The sequence below is a fragment of the Thioclava sp. SK-1 genome (genome assembly GCF_001705665.1).
GTDB lineage: Bacteria > Pseudomonadota > Alphaproteobacteria > Rhodobacterales > Rhodobacteraceae > Thioclava.
The window spans coordinates 279,034-298,277 of sequence record NZ_MDHA01000032.1 but is presented as its reverse complement, the minus strand read 5'-3'; the positions used below and the strand labels follow the sequence as shown (position 1 = coordinate 298,277).

The window sequence follows — 19,244 nt, the reverse complement described above, 5'->3', positions numbered from 1 at the left end:
TTCACTCCTGCGGGGGGATACGGGCAAGGCTTTGCTTGCGGAAAATAACAGGGCGTTGGCGCCATGGCACAACACCATCTTCGGTGGCCGCATAGGCGCTCACACCGGCGGCAATATCGGCGGCATCCTCTGGCGTCAAACGGCCATAGACATAAGACCATTTCCCCGGTGCGTTCAACGCGATTGAACACCCTTGGGAACAGGCCGACAGACATTCAACCGCGCGCAGCTCCACATCAGGTGGCAAATCCGCATCTACCAATGCCGCATGCAGCAGCGCACCGGATCGGGGGGCGGCAGGATCATCTTGTGCAGCGATACCGCGGCACGTCGTACAAACGTGAAGAACAGCGCGCATTAAAGGGCCCTTCCGTATCATTCCAATTGTGGCGGAACGCCGGGGAATGCACAGACCCGCTGCAAGGTAGAGACACCTGCAGATCAGCCCGTTGCGGAACACCCCGTCCGCCGTCGATAGCGCCTCGCGCAGGCAGGTCTCCCGGCTTGCGGATCAGATGGTATGTCCATCCTACGATCTTCCCCTTCCCAGCACGAAACGCCAGTGGGCATGAAGACCAATCCGGTCACGGTCGCGGGGGCGGCTGCGATAGCGGATCAATGGACGATCCCCCTCGCATTCCCTCTTAGCCTGTCATAACAACAGGAACCAGCGCGTCTCTTCATGCGATCAGCGCACGCCCAATGTCAAGTCACTCAAGGAGCCCTCAATGGCCGAACCATCCGCGAATCTCGACACGACAAAAGTCGAAGACACTGATCGCCATGCTTCAAAAATGGCTAAGAAAAAAGCAGCACGTGATAAAATCATGGCGTCAAAATCAGGCGAAAAAGGCCTGATCATCGTCCATACGGGCGCAGGCAAAGGTAAATCCTCCTCCGGGTTCGGCATGGTACTACGCTGTATCGCGCATGGCATGCCCTGCGCTGTGGTGCAGTTTATCAAAGGAGCATGGGACACCGGAGAGCGGCGCCTGCTCGAAGGAAATTTTAGCGATCTTTGCCAATTTCATGCGATGGGCGAAGGCTTTACTTGGGAAACGCAAGACAAGGAGCGCGACATCGCCGCAGCGCGGGCTGGTTGGGAAAAAGCGAAAGATCTTATTCGAAACCCAGAGATCCAGTTTGTTCTTCTTGACGAAATCAATATCGCATTGCGCTATGATTATTTGGATATCAACGAAGTCCTAACGTTCTTGATCGATGAAAAACCTCCTCTTACACATGTCGTTCTTACAGGACGGAACGCGAAAGAGGCCCTGATCGAGGCCGCTGACCTGGTAACAGAAATGACGTTGGTAAAACACCCGTTCAGGTCAGGCATCAAAGGCCAAAGGGGCGTGGAATTCTAAACCCAGCCGGAACCCACAACTCTGCTATCGGGGGCCAGCCCCCGAACCCCCGGGATATTTACTGCAAGATGAAAGGAAACCTTTTGTTAAGCATAACGCGGCACACTTCATCCACGGTACAGGGAGGGATCCCGATGGCCGTGCAAGGTGAAAGCACCGTGCCTTCCCCGCATTTGCGGCCCAAGGCACGGTGCCCATCTGATGCTGCTGCTTTCATCTTGCCGATAAATATCCCCGCCGGAGGCAGTCACAACAACATGTGTCATCGGGTTCAATTCTAATGCCGGGAATAATGCTTCAAGGTACTGGCTCTAACGTTGGCAAATCGCTTTTAGTGGCAGGTCTATGCCGCGCCGCCAGACGCAGGGGGCTGACTGTTGCACCATTTAAGCCGCAAAACATGTCAAACAATGCCGCTGTTACGAAAGACGGCGGCGAAATTGGTCGCGCGCAAGCATTACAGGCCCTTGCATGCGGGCTGACGCCCATAACAGATATGAACCCGATTTTGCTGAAGCCCGAAAGCGATCAGGGTGCGCAGATCGTTGTTCAAGGTCAAAGGTGGAAGACCGCAAAGGCGCGTGACTATGCCAGTTTAAAGCTACAATTGATCGGTGCTGTCATAGAGAGCTTCCAGCGATTGAACGCCGTTTATGATCTGGTGGTTGTCGAAGGTGCGGGGAGCCCAGCCGAGATCAATTTACGCGCCAATGACATTGCCAATATGGGGTTTGCGCAGGCAGCCGATATACCGGTCATTTTAACAGGTGACATTGATCGTGGCGGTGTAATTGCGCAGATTATTGGCACACAAGCTGTGCTTGATTCTGCGGATGCTGCTCTGGTCGCAGGTTTTTTGGTGAACAAATTCCGCGGCGATCCATCCCTGTTTGACGATGGCTATCAGATGATTTCCCAGCGTACCGGCTGGCCAGGTTTTGGTGTGATCCCATGGTTCGATCATGCATGGCGTCTGCCCGCTGAAGATGCACTCGATCTAACCTCTGGTCCGTCGACAGGCGGGGTGAAAATTGCATGCCTGACACTGTCAAGAATCGCGAATTTCGACGACCTGGATCCTTTGAAATCCGATCCCGGGATTGATCTGGTAATGGTGCGTGCGGGCGAGCCTATTCCGGCAGATGCACGGCTGGTCATTTTACCCGGGTCGAAATCCACCCGTGCGGATCTCGCCTATTTGCGCGCGCAGGGATGGGATATCGACTTGCAGGCACATTACCGGCGCGGCGGACATGTGCTTGGCATTTGCGGCGGCTATCAAATGCTGGGCCATAGCATTTCTGATCCCGACGGGATTGAGGGGCCTGCAGGCACAATGCCCGGATTGGGTTTATTGGACATTCACACCGTCATGACATCAGACAAACGTCTTACACGCACCCGCGCCCGCCACCTAGGATCGGAGCAATTGATCGACGGCTATGAAATCCACATCGGGCGTAGCGAGGGGGCGGACCGCAGCCGTCCCTTTGCCACGGTTCATGGTGTGAATGAGGGGGCGATCTCATCATGCGGACGTGTGACAGGCACGTATCTACACGGGCTTTTCAGCGCAGATGCATTTCGCACGGCTTGGTTGGCGGGGCTTGGGATATATGCACGCCCATATAACCATGCACGCAGCGTCGAAGAGGCGCTTGATGCCCTGGCCGATCACATGGAAACCCATGTTAATGTCCCTGCATTGCTCGCCCTGGCGCGTTAAATCGTGTCCAGCGCATGCGACAGGCGTTTCCATTCCGCCTGCGTGCCCGGCAGCCCCAGTCGCAGCCAGCGTGATGAATAGGGAAATATGCGGGACCAGATTTGCGCCCGGGCCAGATGCTCTTGACTGGCCTGCGCAGCACCTGTGTCATAGGTTCTAAACAGAGCCGTTCCCCCCACCAGTTGCCAACCTGCAGCCTGCGCCATGCGATCCATCGCGGCGCTTTCTTGTGACAGCCGCATAACAGAATGATCCCGCCACGCCCGGTCTTGCAGCGCAATCTTGCCAATCTCAATTGCGGCTCCAGACACCGGCCAAGGCCCTGCCATATCGCGCAATCGCGCCACCATATCTTGGTCACCAAAGGCGAACCCCAGACGCGCCCCGGCCAGCCCCCAGAATTTCCCGAACGAGCGTAGCACGATCAGCCCGCCTGCCCCCCCCTGCAACTGTCCAATCATCGTCTGCGCCGGGTCGGGATCGGCGAAGCTTTCATCGACGATCAACAGACCTACTTGCGCGCGGATTTGCGTCAGCTCTGCTTGGGTATAAAACTGCCCGGTAGGATTGTTAGGATTGACAACCACCGCCAAATCCGCGCCGGCCAATGCAGTTAGGCTTGGCACCTCATCAACCTGCCATCCCGCCTGCAGCAAGGCCGCACCATGTTCATTATAGGTCGGGGCTAGGACCTTTGCGTGCCCGGGCGCGCGCAACCGAGGGACCATCTGAATAGCGGCCTGCGCACCTGCGGTCGCAATACCGTGGGCCGTTGTGCCAAAGGCTGCGCGCGCGACCTGCATAAGCGCCTCTTTGGTCGCTTCTGTGGGCAGCATCGTCCAGACATGTGCTGGCAGATTGGGCAGTGGATAGGGCACACGGTTGATCCCCGTTGACAAGTCGATCCAATCGTCCCCGCCATACAGCGCCTTTGCAGCGTCAATATTTCCACCATGATCGCGCATCATATCCCCCCAACAATCGCCAGCAGGGCAATCGCCCCGCACCAAGCTCCCATCGCACGGCGATAAAGATCAAGGCCGCGCGCCAAGTCAACGGGCTGTGGGTCCGGGGCATGTGCATTGACATAGGCATCATCGGTCAGCTGATCGCCATAGACACGTGGGCCTGACAGCCGCACGCCCAGGCCCCCCGCCATGGCCGCCTCGGGCCAGCCCGCATTGGGGGAGCGATGATGACGGGCATCGCGCGCCATTGCCTGCAGCGCAAATAACGGGTGGCGTGACACCACCGCAAAGATCAATCCGGTCAACCGCGCGGGGATCAGGTTCACCAGATCATCAATCCGCGCAGAGGCCCAGCCGAATGCCTCATGTCTGTCAGTGCGATGCCCGATCATCGAATCCAACGTATTGATCGCCTTATAGGCGGCGATCCCGGGCAGACCCGCAACAAGGCCCCAAAACAGCGGTGCCACAATGCCATCTGAGGTATTTTCCGCCAGGCTTTCGATTGCGGCGCGTGCCACGCCGGCTTGGTCTAACTGGTCTGGGCTGCGCCCGACAATCATCGCCACCGCCGCGCGTGCAGCATGTAAATCGCCTTGTACCAAGGGGGTCGCCACAGCACGCACATGATCATGCATCGACCGCAGGGCAACCAATGGCCAGGCCACAATGCCGCCGATCACCACCCCAATCAGGCCGTCTGGCAAAAGCTCTTGCACGATGCCCGCGCTCAGCACGGCAAGGGCGATCACCACCGCCGCTGCCGCAACACCTTTGAAACGCGCCCACCGCCCCCGGTTCCACGCATGGTCCAGATAAAAAATGACAGCACCCAGCCATGTCACAGGATGGCCAACCCGCCGATAGATCCAATCGGGCCAACCCAAAGCCAAATCACATAGAATGGCAACAACCATCATCGCAGCAAAGCTCATGCGCCGCCCCCCTGAAATCTGCGGATACCACGCAGCCCTGCCGCCAAAAGCGCCGCTGCAGCCCCCGCGGGCACGGTGCCGGGCGCAAAAATCAACCCTCGCGCTGCCCCGGTATGCGAAATACAGAACCCCAGCGCGCCAAGGCGTTGTGCCACTGCTTGCGTGGGATCATCTGCCGGCCCGCGCAGGCACAGCGTGCGCCGCGCGCTTTCGCTGGCCAGTGCCGCAAATTGCGCAAGCTCGTGCGCCTGGCCCCACTGCCTGACCAAATCGGCAATCTGCGGGAAGGCCATGTCATCCGCCCGGGTGCGCAGCCTTGGGCCATAAAATCCGCCAATCACCTCGTAACGGGGCACCAAAGGCAAATGCGCCAAAATATCCCCCCGCCGAGAGGCCCATAGGATCCGGTCCCCACGGCGATACATCAGCGGGTCGCTGGCCCCTTCCGCGCGCACACAGGCCCGCGCCAAAGCATGGGGTGTAGGCGCCGCACCGGCTGCCAGATGCGCCAAGGCCAGCAACGCGGCCGTGGACACACCCGTGCCAAGGGCGGGCGGACAGACAGGCCGCAACCGAACATGTCCGCGCAGCGCTACACCCAGATCCAACAGAACCCGACGTGCCAGCGACAGCGGCAGCACCTGCCCCGACAGATGCAACCCGCGTCCGGGCCGATGATGTGCCCAAACCCCCACATCCGCACAGGGTATGGTGATCAACGCGACTGGCCCGTCCGGCCCCATCCTGCCTTGCAAAAACTCTCCGAAATGACCGGGTATAAACACTGAATTAGGCTGCATCAGGGGTCCAATTTACCTGTGCCACACCCCAATCCGCCCCATGCACGGTAATCCGCGTCACCGACAGCGGCGCCACCGCGAAGGTCAGGCCTTGTTCAACCGATCCCAATGCCCGCGCCAGCCCCGCGCGCACCACCCCAGCATGGGCCACAACCGCCACCCGCGCCTGCAGGGCGGCCAGCGCATCCAGCGCAGGCCAGATCCGGGCGCATATATCTGCAAAACTTTCCCCCCCCGGCGCGCGGTGCACCGACAGCTGCGCGCGGGTCAACGACCCCAGATCAGGCAGATCATCAAAGGCCATGCCTTCCCACTGGCCGAAATCTTGCTCCCACAGCCGGGCGTCTTCTACCACCTCACACGCTCCCAGTGCCTGACCGGTTTGCACGCATCGCATAGCGGGGCTGCTGATCCAGCGATCCACCTGCCCCAAATGCGCGCGCAGATGGTGAAAAACAGCCGGCTCTGGCAGGTCTGCCGCCACGTCACGTCGCCCCGCCATACACCCGCCATGACGCGCAGGCGCGTGGCGGATCAGCAAAAGCTCGGTCGTGGATGGTGCAGACATGGGGCTATTTCTCCTTCCCTGATCGGGCCTGTTATGGTTTGTCAGCGCCCTGTGAACAAGGTGCGTGATGATTCGATGCTGTCTCATAACCGGGGGCGCCCGCTCTGGCAAAAGCGCAATCGCCGAAGCCCGTGTGCTGGCGCTTGCCGCCCAGGCTCAGGGCACGGCGCTGTATATCGCCACGGCACAGGCTTATGATGATGAGATGCGCGCCCGGATCGCGGCCCATCAGGCCCGGCGCGGCCCAGAATGGCATACGGTGCACGCGCCGCTGGATTTGGTCACCGCTTTGGCCCAGGCCGATGGTCGCCCCACCTTGGTGGATTGCCTGACGCTGTGGCTTAGTAATCTGATGCTGGCCGGTCACGATTGGCGCGATGCGGCCCAAGCGCTGCTTGCGACCTTGGCCCAGCATGACGCGCCGGTCGTTTTCGTGACAAATGAGGTAGGCATGGGGATCGTCCCCGAGAATGCTCTTGCGCGTGCGTTCCGTGATGCGGCAGGGACGTTGAACCAGATGATTGCCAGTCACGCGGATGAGGTCACGCTTGCCGTATCTGGCCTGCCTTTGAGAGTTAAATGATGAAATTCACTGCGCTATCGTCCATTCCTGCTTTGGCCAATTCCCTGCCCGGCCCGGATGAAGAGGCCTATGAGGCCGCGCTGGCCCGCCAGAACAGCCTGACCAAACCGCAAGGATCTTTGGGCCGGTTAGAGGAGCTGGCGCTGTATATGGCACGGTGGCGCGCAACCTATCGCCCCCGGATTGATACAGCACAAGCCGTTGTTTTTGCCGGCAATCACGGGATTTGCGCACAGGGTGTGAACCCCTATCCACAAGATGTCACCCTGCAGATGGTGGCGAATTTTGAAAATGGCGGCGCCTCCATCAACCAATTATGCCGTGTCAACGGCGCAGAGCTGTCGGTAGTGGCGCTGGATCTGGACCGCCCTACGCAGGATTTCACCCAATGCCCCGCGATGACCGAGTCCGAAACGCTTGACGCGATGAACCGGGGCGCTGCGGCAGTCAACCGCAGTGCCGATGTGCTGATCTTGGGCGAAATGGGCATAGGCAATTCAACCATTGCAGCCGCCCTTGCGACCGCATTGTTTGACGGCTGCGCGGCCGATTGGGTTGGTCGTGGCACCGGATCTGATGATGAGGGACTCGCACGCAAGATCACCGCCATTGAGACCGGCATCGCCCACCATGGGCCAATGGATCCAATGACCACATTGGCCACGTTGGGCGGGCGCGAACAGGCGGCAATTTGCGGCGCCGTGCTGATGGCGCGGGCGCATCGCATCCCGGTCATTCTGGATGGGTTTATCTGCACCGCTGCCGCTGCTGTGCTTTATGCCGTGGATCCCCGCCTGCTGGCCCATTGCATGGTCGGCCATGCCAGCGCCGAGCCGGGCCATCAACGCCTGTTGGCTGCGATAAACAAGCGCGCGATACTGGATTTCGACATGCGCCTTGGCGAAGGATCAGGTGCCGCGCTGGCACTGGGCATTTTGCGCAGCGCATTGGCATGCCACAACGGCATGGCGACCTTTGGCGAAGCCGGGGTGTCTGAGGCATGATACGCGCCGTTGCCGCGTGCATCACCCAGATCCAATTGGCGGCCATGATGCTGACCCGCCTGCCCGCAGGACGTTTACACGCCCCCGCCCCCAGTCTGGCGCAGGCGGCCTGGGCCTTTCCACTGGTTGGGTTGGTTGTGGGGCTGTTCGCGGCGCTGACCGGGATGGGCGCTGCGGCTGTGGGTCTGCCCGCGCCGATGGCAGCAGGGCTTGCGCTTGTGGTGCAGATCATGATCACCGGCGCTTTGCATGAAGATGGTCTGGCCGATCTGTGCGATGGGTTTTGGGGCGGGCAAACCCCGGCAAGGCGGCTGGAAATTATGCGCGATTCCGCCATCGGATCATATGGAACGCTGGCGCTGATTGCATCAATCGGACTGCGCTGGCAGGCGCTGATCATCATCGCACAGGCCGATATATGGCCGGTACTTCTAAGCGTGGGCGCGGTGTCCAGATTGGGTCCGGTGCTGCTGATGGGGCTGATGTTACCCGCCCGCGACGACGGCATGGGCCATAGTGCACGCGCCAAACTCAGCCCGCGCAGTGCAATCGCCTGGGTCTTGGGCATGATTGCCGGTCTAGCCTTGCCAGACCCGACGCTGGCACTGGCCTGCGCGGTGATTGCAATCGCCGCCACAGGGGCCTTGGCACGGCGCAAGATCGGCGGCCAAACCGGCGATGTATTGGGCGCGTCGCAGCAGTTTAGCGAGATCGCCTTGCTATGCGCGATCTGCGTCTCTGTGACGTGATTGGTCACAGTGACCCGCGCAGCCAGTCCAGCAATTGGCATAAAGCGCGGTTGCGTTCCGCCCCCTCTGGCCACACCAGAAAATAAGCGCCTTCGACGGCGGTGTAGCCGGAATATGCCGGTATCAATCGACCACGCCCGAATTCCGGTTCAGCAATGAATTCAGGCAAAAGCGCAACGCCGAAACCCAAAACCGCCGCCTCTGTCAGGCTGGCGAATTGGTCAAACAGCATCCCACGCCGACGATCGGCCGCAATCCCATGCCCTTCAAACCAGCTTTCCCACGCGCCAGGGCGGCTTTCCAGATGCAGCAGTGGCTTGGCCATCAGCGCATTTGGGACCATCTCTGGGCGCTTCAAAAACCCCGGCGCACAGACCGGGATCACCCGATCGCCAGACAGGTGAAGATAATTCACCCCGGCCCAGTCTTGCAGGCCGTAATGGATCGCAGCATCAAATTTTTCACGTTCAAAATCAAAGGGCTCAATCCGTGTTGACTGATGCACGATTACATCGGGATGGCGCGCCATGAACCCTTTCAAACGCGGCCCCAGCCAATGCATCCCAAAGGATGGGTGGATCGCCAAATTCAACATATTGCGCGACCCGCTGGCGCGCAGCTTCAAACTGGCACGGGCCAGATCTTGCAGATAATCACGCACAGAGGCAGCATAGATGGCGCCCGCAGGCGTCAGCCGCAGCCCTTTGCCTTCGCGCACCAACATCTGAACGCCAATCTGATCCTCCAACACTTTCAACTGTCGGCTAACCGCTGAATGGGTCAAGGACAGCTCTTGCGCGGCGGCCGTGGCTGTGCCCAGCCTGTCTACCGCCTCCAATGCCAGCAAGGAATTCACAGATGGCAAAAAGCGGCGTGGCGCAATCATGTGAGTTTTCCTCCAACCATTGTCAAAAACGATCAATAGGCGGAACCGCCCGGCTTGGCTAGTGTAGCGCAAAGATCGCTTGCACGCCCCAACCGGAGACATCGCTTTGACCCATTCGCAGTTCCTCGCAGCCGCAGGCTTCACCCAAGCCGAGCTGACGGGCGGCACATTATCCGTCCATTCGCCCATCGACGGTGCCAAAGTCGCTGATCTGGTGGAAACATCGCCCAAAGAAATGCCCGCAGTCATCGCGAAATCGCAAGAGGCCTTCAAAGCATGGCGTCAACTGCCCGCCCCGCGCCGTGGCGAATTGGTTCGACTGCTGGGTGAAGAACTGCGCAATGCGAAGGCCGAACTTGGGGCTTTGGTCACGTTGGAGGCCGGCAAGATCACCTCTGAAGGGCTGGGCGAAGTGCAAGAAATGATCGACATTTGCGATTTCGCCGTTGGTCTGTCGCGCCAGCTTTACGGGTTGACCATCGCCTCAGAGCGGCCCGGCCATAAAATGACCGAGACATGGCATCCGATGGGCCCAGTGGGGGTGATTTCTGCGTTCAATTTCCCGGTGGCCGTTTGGTCATGGAACACCGCGCTTGCGTTGGTTTGTGGCAATCCGGTGATCTGGAAACCGTCAGAAAAGACACCGCTGACCGCAATTGCATCGATGAAAATCATGGAACGCGCCCTGGCCCGATTTGGCGAGGACGCGCCAGAGGGTCTGGTGCAGCTGGTGATCGGCGGCCCAAAAATTGGTGAGGCATTGGTGACATCCACAGACGTGCCAATCATTTCGGCCACGGGATCCACCCGGATGGGTCAAAGCGTCGGGCCGCAGGTCGCCGCACGCTGGGGACGGGCGATTTTGGAACTGGGTGGAAATAATGCAATGATCGTCGCGCCTTCTGCCGATCTGGATATGGCGGTGCGGGCAATCGTTTTTTCGGCGGTTGGAACGGCGGGGCAGCGATGCACATCGCTGCGCCGGTTGATCGTCCATAACTCTATCCGCGAAGAGCTGGTGGCGCGGGTCACCAAAGCCTATGCAAGCCTGCCCATCGGTGACCCGCGCAACGACGCCACGCTGATCGGGCCTTTGGTTGATAGTGCCGCGCGCGATCGAATGCTGGCCGCATTGGAAGCTGCGCGATCACAGGGCGGCATCGTGCACGGCGGCGAGGTCGTGACCGGCACCACCCCGCAAGGTGGCGCCTATATCGCCCCTGCACTGGTGGAGATGCCCGCGCAGACCCAGACGGTAAAAACCGAGACATTCGCCCCTATCCTTTACGTCATGGGCTATGAGGATCTAGAGGATGCGATTGCGCTTCAAAATGATGTGCCACAAGGGCTGTCATCTTGTATTTTCACACTGAACCTGCGCGAAGCGGAAACGTTCCTGTCCGCGGTTGGATCTGACTGCGGGATCGCCAATGTAAATATCGGCCCATCAGGCGCAGAAATCGGCGGCGCTTTTGGGGGTGAAAAAGAGACCGGCGGCGGGCGTGAAAGCGGCTCTGACGCATGGAAAGGATACATGCGCCGGCAGACCTCAACGGTGAATTATTCGGCCGCGTTGCCCTTGGCGCAGGGTGTCAAATTTGATATCTGACTTGGCCCAAAACCTGTGGCGGCACTGTGATCACGTCGACGAACATGCCGCACCGCTGGATATGGATATGGACGTTGATCTTGCGGTGATCGGCGGAGGGTTCACCGGCTGTGCCGCCGCGTTAGAAGCCGCGAGAATGGGGGCCAAAGTCGCGGTGATTGAAGCGCATACCGTGGGGCATGGCGGCTCTGGGCGCAACGTTGGGCTGGTCAATGCCGGGGTATGGCTGCTGCCCGAAACCGTGCAAAAACAGCTGGGCCCAATTGCTGCGAAACGTTTGTTGAGCGCGTTTTCCACGGGGCCAGAGCAGGTGTTCGACCTAATCGCGCGCGAAGAAATCTCCTGCGAGGTCAGCCGCACAGGCACCGTCCATCTGGCCCATGCGCCCGCCGCAGTGGTCGAGCTGCACGACCGGCAACGCCAGTCTGCCCAGACAGGGCGGCAACTGGAAATCCTGTCGGCCGCGCAAACCCGGCAGATCACCGGATCGCAGCTGTTTCACAGTGGCTTATACGACCCTGGCGCAGGCACCATCCAACCGCTTGCATATGTCCGTGGTCTGGCGCGTGCAGCGCAGCGTAGGGGTGCATATATTTTTCAACATAGCCCCGTAACCCGCTTTAAATCCGGGCGCGACGGTTGGCGGCTGACCGTGCGCGGACATCAGCTGCGCGCCGATAAGTTGTTGATCGCAACCAATGCCTATCACGAAGGATTCGACGATCCACAGCCACCGAAATTTGTTCCCATAAGCTATAGCCAATTCGCCACCGCCCCGTTGTCCGCGGACCTGCTTCAGACGGTTTTGCCCACACTGGCGGGATGTTGGGATACAGCTCTGGTGATGTCCTCGTTCCGGTTGGATCAGGCAGGGCGGCTGATTTTGGGAGCGATTGGCAATTTGCACGGGGCCTGCGGGCGCATTCATCATGACTGGGCGCGGCGCAAATTGGCGCAGATTTTTCCACAACTGGCGGGGCAACGGTTCCAGCACAACTGGCGGGGCACCATCGCCATGACCCGCGACCACCTGCCGAAGATTCTGTCGATTGGCCACAACGCTTACCGTGTGTTTGGCTACTCTGGGCGCGGCATCTGCCCCGGAACGTTGTTTGGCACAGCATTGGCCGAAGCGCTGCTGATCGATAGCACCGCACCCCTGCCCCTGCTGCCCACCCGTAGCCATACCGAACCCTATGCCCGGCTGCGCGGCCGCTACTATGAGACGGGCGCAACTGCAATTCACGCCCTTAGCCCGGCGCCATGGTCGCGCCCCCCTCGATCGGAGCCCAAATGACCCACCTGTCCAGCGACGCGATCCGCAGCCTGTTTTCGGCTGCAATGTCGGAAATGTATCGCCAAGAAGTGCCGCAATATGGCACGCTGATCGACCTTGTGCGCGATGTGAATGACGCAACCTTGGCCGCCAATCCCGCCTTGCGCGCGCAGATCTCTGCCGCTGATGAGATGGCACGACTGGATGTCGAACGCCACGGCGCTATCCGCCTTGGCACCCCGCAAGAGCTGTTCTTAATCCGCCAGATGTTTGCAGTGATGGGGCTGCATCCCGTCGGCTATTATGATCTGTCGGTCGCAGGACTGCCTGTGCATTCCACCGCGTTTCGCCCGATTGACAGCGCCGCGTTACGGGCCAATCCGTTTCGTGTCTTTACGTCATTAATCCGGCTGGAACTGTTGGAGGATCAAGACCTTGCTGCGCAGGCTGCACAGATCTTAGCCAAGCGCGACATCATCACCCCCCGCGCCAAAGAGCTGATTGGGATCGCGCAGGCACAAGGCGGGCTAAACAAGGAACAGGCGCATGATTTTGTCGCTCAGGCGCTGGAGACATTTCGGTGGCACGCCCATGCCACCGTCAGCGCCGACACCTATCACCGCTTGCATGACGCCCACCGCCTGATCGCAGATGTGGTCAGCTTTGCCGGGCCCCATATTAATCACCTGACCCCACGCACCTTGGATATTGACGCGGTCCAGCGGATGATGCCTGAACGCGGCATCACACCCAAGGCAGTGATCGAAGGGCCGCCCAAACGCAGCGTGGATATTTTGCTGCGCCAGACCTCATTCAAGGCGCTAGAAGAAACGATCGTCTTCAAAGGCGCGGCGCAATCGGGCACGCATACTGCCCGCTTTGGCGAAATTGAACAGCGTGGTGTCGCGCTGAAACCTGCAGGCCGGGCGCTGTATGATCGCTGTTTGGCGCAGACGCGCGCAACTGCCGCGGTCGGGGCCAAGGGCGAGAATGCAGATCAATATCGTGCAACGCTTGAGCAGATTTTTGCGCCTATGGCCGATGATCTGTTACAGATGTGGCGTGAGGATCTGGCCTTTGTGCATTTCCGTGCAGGACCGCGTCCCGCCGATAAAATGTCAGACATTGATGCCTTGATTGATGCCGGTCATCTGCTTCTGGATCCGCAAATCTATGAAGATTTTCTGCCCGTATCCGCAGCCGGTATTTTCCAATCCAACCTTGGATCCGACGCACAATCCACCTTTGCGCAATCCGCCAATCGCGATGCATTTGAAGCAGCATTAGGCGCCAGCGTTATTGATGAAATGCAATTGTATCAAGCATCCGAGACACGCAGCCTGAATGACGCATTACGCGCATTGGGACAAAGCCATTTGCTGACCACCCAAGATCATTATGCAACCACATAAAACGAGGCAGGCCACGGCATCTTACGCCGTGGCCTGTCATCGCCGCTGAAGTGACCAGGTTTATTCAGCGCGGTTGCGTTCATGACGCAGGAACAACGCCCAGCCCAGCACCACCAACAAAGCAAGGGCAAACCACGTCAGCGCATAGCTTAAATGAGAGTTACGAAAGCTGACCACGGTTTTCCCGCCACGCGGCCAAGATTGCGGGTCGACCAATTCCTGATCGACGAAATACGGCGCAGCCTGCGTGAAGCCCAGCGTTTGCGTGATCGAAGTGATGTCGCGACGATACCATGTCTGTTCTTCGGGCCGATTGTCTTGGCTGAACAACCAGGCTTGATCCTCGGACAGGCGCAGCAATCCATTGACGGTCTGCAGGCCTGAGGGCGCGGTGCGCGTCGCGGGGTCTTTGAACTCTTCCGGAACCACGCCGCGATTGACCATGACGATGGTGCCATCGTCACGCTTCAACGGCGTCATGATCCAATAGGACGGACCGTATTCCGAGGGCACATAGATCTGCACCTCTTGATCATTTAAAAACTCACCTGACAATGTAACATGGCGGTATTCCGAATTGTCACGGGTGATGCCGGGCCAATCCTGCAGGCCCGGGGCCGCCACGACGGGCGCATCAACCCGCGCATCTACGCGGGCAATAAGATCGGTTTTCCATGCCAGACGTTTCACCTGCCATATGCCAAGGCTGGCAAAGCCCGCCACGCCAATCAGGGCGACAAGCGTCACGATTATGGTCAAAGGCCAGCGGATCGAACGGGTCATAGGAACCTCATACAAAGCGAAAGGGCCGGCACGGTGGCCGACCCCCTTTAGATGCAGCAGGGGCGTTAACCGCCCATGCCAATATCAGTGGTCGGCAGTGCCGTGGTTCATCGCATCCATCGCGTCTTGTGCGCCGGTGATGCCCTGTACTTCGGACATGTTCCCCATATCGGGCATCGGCATCATGTTGGCGTTCATATTGTGCATAACCCACAACGAACCCGCCAGAACGATGACCAAGATTACCACAGCAAATGCAGTGGCCGCGAAGGTCCAACCATTCTCGCTTTCACGCGTGACATGCAAGAAATAGACCAGATGGACGATGATTTGCACCGCACCAAGGCCCACGATGATCCCGACCAATGTAACGGGGTTCATATCGACCTCGGCCATCACCAGCCAGAACGGGATCACGGTCAGCACAACAGCGAACACGAAACCGATCATCAACTGGCTCATGGTGCCATGCGAATTTTCTGCGTGTGCCGACATCAGACCAACCTCACCAGATAAACAAAGGAGAAGACGCCGATCCAGACCAGGTCAAGGAAGTGCCAGAACATGGACAGCGTTGACAGACGGCGCATATTGGCCTCGATCAGGCCATGCATCTTCAGCTGCACGATCAAAGTGCCCAGCCAAATGATACCGCCGGTGACGTGCAGACCGTGCGTGCCCACCAGCGCGAAAAACGCCGACAAGAAGCCCGAACGGTCCGGTCCTGCCCCGATATGGATCAGGTGATGGAATTCATACAGTTCCATCCCGATAAAGCCCAAACCGAACAGGCCCGTTACCAAAAGCCAGGTGATCGTTGCATCCAGCTTTTGCTTTTGCGCCTGCAACATCGCAATGCCGAAGGTCACGGACGAAATCAGCAGTAGCGCGGTTTCAATCGCCACAAAGCCCGGTTCAAACAGATCTTTGGGCGCAGGACCGCCCGCATAGTTACCGCCAAGAACCGCATAAACCGCGAACAGGCACCCAAAGATGATGCAGTCCGACATAAGGTAGATCCAAAAGCCGATTGGTGTCGGGCTTTCGTGGTGGTGATCGGGGTGATGGGCGGGGCCGGCTGGCCCCTCCACTTTCCCGGTCACAGGGGTGTCGATCATCGTCATACCGATGCTCCCTTGCCTTCGATTTCCGCAATCTCATCCGTTGGGACATAGTAATCGCGGTTGTAATTGAACGTATGCGCGATCCCCAGACCGATGGCCGCAAGGAAGGTGATGATGGCAAGCCACCACATGTACCAAACCATGGCGAAACCAAAGACCAGACAGACTGCAGAGATAATCGCACCCATGCCGGTATATTTCGGCATATGGATCGGCGTGTAGAGCGTGGAGAAGGTGAAACCACGGCGTTTCATTTCCCAGAACTCATCCCGGCCATGCACAGTAATTTCCTGCGGGAAATTATAGTATTGTGGCGGCGATTGCGTGGCCCATTCCAAGGTACGCGCATCCCAAGGATCATTGCCTACAGCCAGCGATTTACGTTTGTAGATCGAATAGCCAAAGCAAATGAATGTGCAAGCGATGCCTGCCGCGATCAACAACGCGCCAAATGCGGCGGTGATGAAATAGGGCTGCCACGCTGGATCCGAATAGCTGGCAACACGACGCGTCGCACCGATCAGACCCAATGCATACAGTGGCATGAAGGCAAAGTAGAAGCCAACGAACCAGAACCAGAACGACGCTTTACCCCAGCCGTCATGCAGCTTGAAGCCAAACGCCTTGGGCCACCAATAGGCGACGGCCGCATAGACGCCGAACACCACACCACCAATGATCACATTGTGGAAGTGCGCGATCAAGAACAACGAGTTATGCAGCTGGAAGTCCACCGGCGGAACCGCCAGCAAAACGCCTGTCATACCACCGATGGTGAAAGTCACGATCGACCCGATCACCCAAAGCATCGGCAGTTCAAACCGCACCCGGCCATTATACATGGTGAACAGCCAGTTGAAGATCTTCACGCCCGTCGGCACCGCGATGATCATCGTAGTGATACCGAAGAATGTGTTGACGTTCGCGCCAGATCCCATCGTGAAGAAGTGGTGCAACCACACAACGAAGGACAAGACCATGATGCACGCGGTTGCCCAAACCATTGTTTTGTAACCAAACAAGGGCTTGCCCGAGAAGGTCGCAACGATTTCCGAGAACACACCAAAGATTGGCAAGATCAGGATGTACACTTCCGGGTGACCCCAGATCCAGATCAGGTTCACATACATCATGGCATTGCCGCCAAGATCATTGGTGAAGAAATGGGTGCCCAAGTAGCGGTCCATCGTCAACAGTGCCAGCGTCGCGGTCAAAACCGGGAAGGCTGCAACGATCAAGACGTTGGTGCACAATGCGGTCCAGGTGAACACCGGCATATCAAACAGTTTCATACCGCGAGCGCGCATCTTAAAGATGGTTGCAACAAGGTTGATGCCCGAAAGCGTGGTGCCGATACCTGCGATCTGCAACGCCCAAAGATAGTAATCCATCCCCGGCCCGGTCGAGAAGCTTGGTCCCGACAGCGGCGGGAAGGCCAACCAGCCAACACGCGCAAATTCACCAATGAACAATGAGATATTGATCAGCAGTGCGCCGGCAACCGTCATCCAGAACGAGAAGTTGTTCAAGAATGGGAACGCCACGTCACGCGCGCCGATTTGCATCGGCATCACATAGTTCATGATCCCGGTGACAAACGGCATTGCCACAAAGAAGATCATGATGACGCCATGCGCCGTAAAGACCTGATCAAAGTGGTGCGGCGGCAGATAGCCTTCGGCGCCGCCTGCGGCCAGCGCCTGCTGTGCCCGCATCATCAGCGCATCGGCAAAGCCGCGCACCATCATCACGAAGCCCAGAACCATATACATGATCCCGATCTTCTTATGGTCAATTGATGTGACCCAATTCGTCCACAACGGTCCCCATGCCTTGAAATAGGTCATCAAGGCAAGGAAGATCAGCCCGCCAAGCGCCACGCCCGCAAAGGTCGCGACGAGGATCGGCTCGTGATAGGGGATCCAATCGAGCGTAAGACGCCCGAAGATCGGCGAGAAGGTCTCTGCCGGTTGGGTAGCTCCTTCGGTAGCCATTAGATTGTTTTCTCCTCAGTCTGACCGCAGACGTATTTCATGTCGAACGGGTAATCGCGCTGTGCCGGATCAAGTGCCGACATATGCTGCGTGTCATCGGGTTCAGAGTGCAATTGCGGCGCGGGCAGATCCAATGGATTGCCGAAACCATCAATCGAACGCTGACGATCATATTCATACAGGTCTTTATCGCCAATGCCGGCCAAGCCGCCACCACCCATTTTATCTTGCATCATCATATCCGCCATGCAGACCTTACCGGCCTCGACGCACATGCCGACGATACGATCAAACAGGCCATCATCAACGGATGCATAGTAGCTGATCGGCGCATCAATGACGGGCTTCTCCAGCTGCAGATAGGCTTCGGCGCTTAGGTCATCACCTTCAGCACGCACTTTCGCAACCCAGGAGTCGAAATCGGTCGCCGTCATGGATTCTGTATTGAACACCATTTTGTCAAAACCCGGACCCGAGTAGTGACCCGAACGCGACGCGAATGTGCCAGTCTCATCTGCGATAAGATGCAGTTTGGTTTCCATTCCGGTCATCGAATAGATCATGCCGCCCAATGCAGGCACCCAGAACGTATTCATCACGGTTGAGGAAGACAGCGAGATGTTGATCGGACGTCCTTCCGGGATCGCCAGCTCGTTGACCGAGGCCACGCCCAGCTCTGGATAGATGAACAACCATTTCCAATCCAAGGACACGGCCTGAACTTCCAACGGTTGCGCATCCGTCAGATGCTCTAGCGAACGATAGGGGTCCAAACGGTGGGTATAGACCGCTGTGAACCAGCCAAGCGCGACCACGATTGCAATCGGAACGCCCCAGACCCAGATTTCAAGTTTGGTCGAATGCGACCATTCCGGGGTATAATCCGATGTGTCTTCACGGTCGGCGCGATATTTGATCGGGAAATAGACGGCCATCACCAGAACGGGGATGATGACGATCAGCATCAATAGCGTGGAGATAATCAGCAGATCGCGCTGTTCAGCGCCTACCCATCCCTTGGGGACGAGCACATCATACTGACATCCCGCAAGCGAGACTGCGGCGAGCAGCATCAGGGGGAGTTTCAGTCGTTTCAACACGTTTGCCTCTTGCAGCGCTTGAAGCCATGGCACTGCCATAGCTGGGGGGAAGGTTCCGCCGGTCACGCTGAGACACTTTTACATCTGCCCGCACGCGCGACGTCATGGGCTTTCACAATGGGTCGGCATTAGAAAACGACTAGTAGAGTCGCTATGCGACATTCCGCCACAGACTGCGACATCGTCACCGATCGTGACGCGGGCGCACCGCCGGGCGCGCGCATCAATCCGCGACAATTCCATCAGCAAATTTTCGCCGATCACGCCGGGCTGACATTTCAATCACATATATGAAATGTAACAAAAATCTGTCATCTGGGTGGTGAAATCAGAGGTCAGAATGACGACATCTGCACA

Annotated in this window: 19 protein-coding genes and 1 riboswitch; of the genes, 8 read left to right on the top strand and 11 right to left on the bottom strand. The window is 58.3% G+C overall.

The features are described 5' to 3' along the window. Position 1: 1 nt before the first annotated feature. Positions 2 to 358 (bottom strand): DUF1636 domain-containing protein, encoded by a 357-nt coding sequence (locus tag BFP70_RS07580; protein WP_066010747.1) that lies wholly within the window; start codon positions 356 to 358, stop codon positions 2 to 4. 113 nt (positions 359 to 471) lie between these two features. Beyond that, positions 472 to 687, bottom strand: a riboswitch (cobalamin riboswitch). A 41-nt stretch (positions 688 to 728) separates the two neighbouring features. Between BFP70_RS07580 and cobO the strand changes: the two genes are divergently transcribed. After that, positions 729 to 1,370 (top strand): cob(I)yrinic acid a,c-diamide adenosyltransferase, encoded by a 642-nt coding sequence (cobO, locus tag BFP70_RS07575; RefSeq protein ID WP_066010746.1) that lies wholly within the window; start codon positions 729 to 731, stop codon positions 1,368 to 1,370. A 280-nt stretch (positions 1,371 to 1,650) separates the two neighbouring features. Further along, on the top strand, positions 1,651 to 3,096 hold the full coding sequence (locus tag BFP70_RS07570) for a cobyric acid synthase (protein WP_083217392.1): 1,446 nt from the start codon (positions 1,651 to 1,653) through the stop codon (positions 3,094 to 3,096). Here BFP70_RS07570 and cobD read toward each other — a convergent pair. Genes cobD through BFP70_RS07550 form a run of 4 tightly spaced genes read right to left on the bottom strand, consistent with a single transcriptional unit; the run spans position 3,093 to position 6,367 of the window. After that, positions 3,093 to 4,061, bottom strand: a complete 969-nt coding sequence (gene cobD / locus BFP70_RS07565; protein WP_066010744.1) for a threonine-phosphate decarboxylase CobD — start codon at positions 4,059 to 4,061, stop codon at positions 3,093 to 3,095. The genes BFP70_RS07570 and cobD overlap by 4 nt on opposite strands. After that, entirely contained in the window at positions 4,061 to 4,999 is a 939-nt protein-coding gene (gene cbiB / locus BFP70_RS07560; protein WP_066010743.1) for an adenosylcobinamide-phosphate synthase CbiB, read from the bottom strand. Before cbiB ends, cobD begins: the two co-directional genes overlap by 1 nt. Next, complete coding sequence (locus tag BFP70_RS07555) at positions 4,996 to 5,799, bottom strand: hypothetical protein (RefSeq protein WP_066010742.1); 804 nt, start codon at positions 5,797 to 5,799, stop codon at positions 4,996 to 4,998. Before BFP70_RS07555 ends, cbiB begins: the two co-directional genes overlap by 4 nt. After that, positions 5,789 to 6,367 carry a histidine phosphatase family protein gene (locus BFP70_RS07550; RefSeq protein ID WP_066010741.1) on the bottom strand — a complete coding sequence of 193 codons (579 nt, stop codon included), beginning with the start codon at positions 6,365 to 6,367 and terminating at the stop codon, positions 5,789 to 5,791. The genes BFP70_RS07555 and BFP70_RS07550 overlap by 11 nt, the downstream gene beginning before the upstream one ends. Before the next feature lie 67 nt (positions 6,368 to 6,434). On the opposite strand from BFP70_RS07550, the gene cobU reads away from it, so the two are divergent. The 3 genes from cobU to cobS are packed head-to-tail and all read left to right on the top strand — an operon-like array spanning position 6,435 to position 8,703. Next, positions 6,435 to 6,950, top strand: coding sequence for a bifunctional adenosylcobinamide kinase/adenosylcobinamide-phosphate guanylyltransferase (gene cobU, locus BFP70_RS07545; RefSeq protein ID WP_066010740.1), 516 nt, complete (start codon positions 6,435 to 6,437; stop codon positions 6,948 to 6,950). Next, entirely contained in the window at positions 6,947 to 7,954 is a 1,008-nt protein-coding gene (cobT, locus tag BFP70_RS07540; RefSeq protein ID WP_066010739.1) for a nicotinate-nucleotide--dimethylbenzimidazole phosphoribosyltransferase, read from the top strand. The genes cobU and cobT overlap by 4 nt, the downstream gene beginning before the upstream one ends. After that, positions 7,951 to 8,703 carry an adenosylcobinamide-GDP ribazoletransferase gene (gene cobS, locus BFP70_RS07535; protein WP_066010738.1) on the top strand — a complete coding sequence of 251 codons (753 nt, stop codon included), beginning with the start codon at positions 7,951 to 7,953 and terminating at the stop codon, positions 8,701 to 8,703. The genes cobT and cobS overlap by 4 nt, the downstream gene beginning before the upstream one ends. Positions 8,704 to 8,707: 4 nt before the next feature. Here the strand turns inward: cobS and BFP70_RS07530 are convergent, their stop codons facing one another. Then, complete coding sequence (locus BFP70_RS07530) at positions 8,708 to 9,589, bottom strand: LysR family transcriptional regulator (RefSeq protein WP_066010737.1); 882 nt, start codon at positions 9,587 to 9,589, stop codon at positions 8,708 to 8,710. A gap of 106 nt (positions 9,590 to 9,695) precedes the next feature. On the opposite strand from BFP70_RS07530, the gene BFP70_RS07525 reads away from it, so the two are divergent. The 3 genes from BFP70_RS07525 to BFP70_RS07515 are packed head-to-tail and all read left to right on the top strand — an operon-like array spanning position 9,696 to position 13,886. After that, positions 9,696 to 11,198, top strand: a complete 1,503-nt coding sequence (locus BFP70_RS07525) for an aldehyde dehydrogenase family protein (protein ID WP_066010736.1) — start codon at positions 9,696 to 9,698, stop codon at positions 11,196 to 11,198. After that, on the top strand, positions 11,179 to 12,495 hold the full coding sequence (locus BFP70_RS07520) for an NAD(P)/FAD-dependent oxidoreductase (RefSeq protein ID WP_369820193.1): 1,317 nt from the start codon (positions 11,179 to 11,181) through the stop codon (positions 12,493 to 12,495). The genes BFP70_RS07525 and BFP70_RS07520 overlap by 20 nt, the downstream gene beginning before the upstream one ends. Continuing rightward, positions 12,492 to 13,886 (top strand): VOC family protein, encoded by a 1,395-nt coding sequence (locus BFP70_RS07515; RefSeq protein WP_066010734.1) that lies wholly within the window; start codon positions 12,492 to 12,494, stop codon positions 13,884 to 13,886. Before BFP70_RS07520 ends, BFP70_RS07515 begins: the two co-directional genes overlap by 4 nt. 60 nt (positions 13,887 to 13,946) lie before the next feature. Here the strand turns inward: BFP70_RS07515 and BFP70_RS07510 are convergent, their stop codons facing one another. The 5 genes from BFP70_RS07510 to cyoA form a co-directional block, all read right to left on the bottom strand. Next, entirely contained in the window at positions 13,947 to 14,669 is a 723-nt protein-coding gene (locus BFP70_RS07510) for an SURF1 family protein (RefSeq protein WP_066010733.1), read from the bottom strand. An 84-nt stretch (positions 14,670 to 14,753) separates the two neighbouring features. Next, positions 14,754 to 15,164, bottom strand: coding sequence for a cytochrome o ubiquinol oxidase subunit IV (gene cyoD, locus BFP70_RS07505; protein WP_066010732.1), 411 nt, complete (start codon positions 15,162 to 15,164; stop codon positions 14,754 to 14,756). Then, on the bottom strand, positions 15,164 to 15,793 hold the full coding sequence (gene cyoC / locus BFP70_RS07500) for a cytochrome o ubiquinol oxidase subunit III (RefSeq protein ID WP_369820192.1): 630 nt from the start codon (positions 15,791 to 15,793) through the stop codon (positions 15,164 to 15,166). The genes cyoD and cyoC overlap by 1 nt, the downstream gene beginning before the upstream one ends. Then, a complete protein-coding gene (gene cyoB, locus BFP70_RS07495; RefSeq protein ID WP_066010731.1) occupies positions 15,790 to 17,787 on the bottom strand; it encodes a cytochrome o ubiquinol oxidase subunit I in 1,998 nt (665 codons plus the stop codon). The genes cyoC and cyoB overlap by 4 nt, the downstream gene beginning before the upstream one ends. Further along, positions 17,787 to 18,860 (bottom strand): ubiquinol oxidase subunit II, encoded by a 1,074-nt coding sequence (gene cyoA / locus BFP70_RS07490; protein WP_255356633.1) that lies wholly within the window; start codon positions 18,858 to 18,860, stop codon positions 17,787 to 17,789. The genes cyoB and cyoA overlap by 1 nt, the downstream gene beginning before the upstream one ends. Between the last annotated feature and the right edge of the window lie 384 nt (positions 18,861 to 19,244).

Excerpts from the sequence above, each read along its gene's own strand:
- BFP70_RS07550 (WP_066010741.1), bottom strand. The coding sequence starts at position 6,367 with ATGTCTGCACCATCCACGACCGAGCTTTTGCTGATCCGCCACGCGCCT.
- cobT (WP_066010739.1), top strand. The coding sequence starts at position 6,947 with ATGATGAAATTCACTGCGCTATCGTCCATTCCTGCTTTGGCCAATTCC.
- cobU (WP_066010740.1), top strand. The coding sequence starts at position 6,435 with ATGATTCGATGCTGTCTCATAACCGGGGGCGCCCGCTCTGGCAAAAGC.
- BFP70_RS07580 (WP_066010747.1), bottom strand. The coding sequence starts at position 358 with ATGCGCGCTGTTCTTCACGTTTGTACGACGTGCCGCGGTATCGCTGCA.
- BFP70_RS07570 (WP_083217392.1), top strand. The coding sequence starts at position 1,651 with ATGCCGGGAATAATGCTTCAAGGTACTGGCTCTAACGTTGGCAAATCG.
- cyoD (WP_066010732.1), bottom strand. The coding sequence starts at position 15,164 with ATGTCGGCACACGCAGAAAATTCGCATGGCACCATGAGCCAGTTGATG.
- cyoA (WP_255356633.1), bottom strand. The coding sequence starts at position 18,860 with ATGCTGCTCGCCGCAGTCTCGCTTGCGGGATGTCAGTATGATGTGCTC.
- BFP70_RS07510 (WP_066010733.1), bottom strand. The coding sequence starts at position 14,669 with ATGACCCGTTCGATCCGCTGGCCTTTGACCATAATCGTGACGCTTGTC.
- cyoC (WP_369820192.1), bottom strand. The coding sequence starts at position 15,793 with ATGACGATGATCGACACCCCTGTGACCGGGAAAGTGGAGGGGCCAGCC.
- cobO (WP_066010746.1), top strand. The coding sequence starts at position 729 with ATGGCCGAACCATCCGCGAATCTCGACACGACAAAAGTCGAAGACACT.
- BFP70_RS07515 (WP_066010734.1), top strand. The coding sequence starts at position 12,492 with ATGACCCACCTGTCCAGCGACGCGATCCGCAGCCTGTTTTCGGCTGCA.
- cbiB (WP_066010743.1), bottom strand. The coding sequence starts at position 4,999 with ATGAGCTTTGCTGCGATGATGGTTGTTGCCATTCTATGTGATTTGGCT.
- cyoB (WP_066010731.1), bottom strand. The coding sequence starts at position 17,787 with ATGGCTACCGAAGGAGCTACCCAACCGGCAGAGACCTTCTCGCCGATC.
- cobS (WP_066010738.1), top strand. The coding sequence starts at position 7,951 with ATGATACGCGCCGTTGCCGCGTGCATCACCCAGATCCAATTGGCGGCC.
- cobD (WP_066010744.1), bottom strand. The coding sequence starts at position 4,061 with ATGCGCGATCATGGTGGAAATATTGACGCTGCAAAGGCGCTGTATGGC.
- BFP70_RS07555 (WP_066010742.1), bottom strand. The coding sequence starts at position 5,799 with ATGCAGCCTAATTCAGTGTTTATACCCGGTCATTTCGGAGAGTTTTTG.
- BFP70_RS07530 (WP_066010737.1), bottom strand. The coding sequence starts at position 9,589 with ATGATTGCGCCACGCCGCTTTTTGCCATCTGTGAATTCCTTGCTGGCA.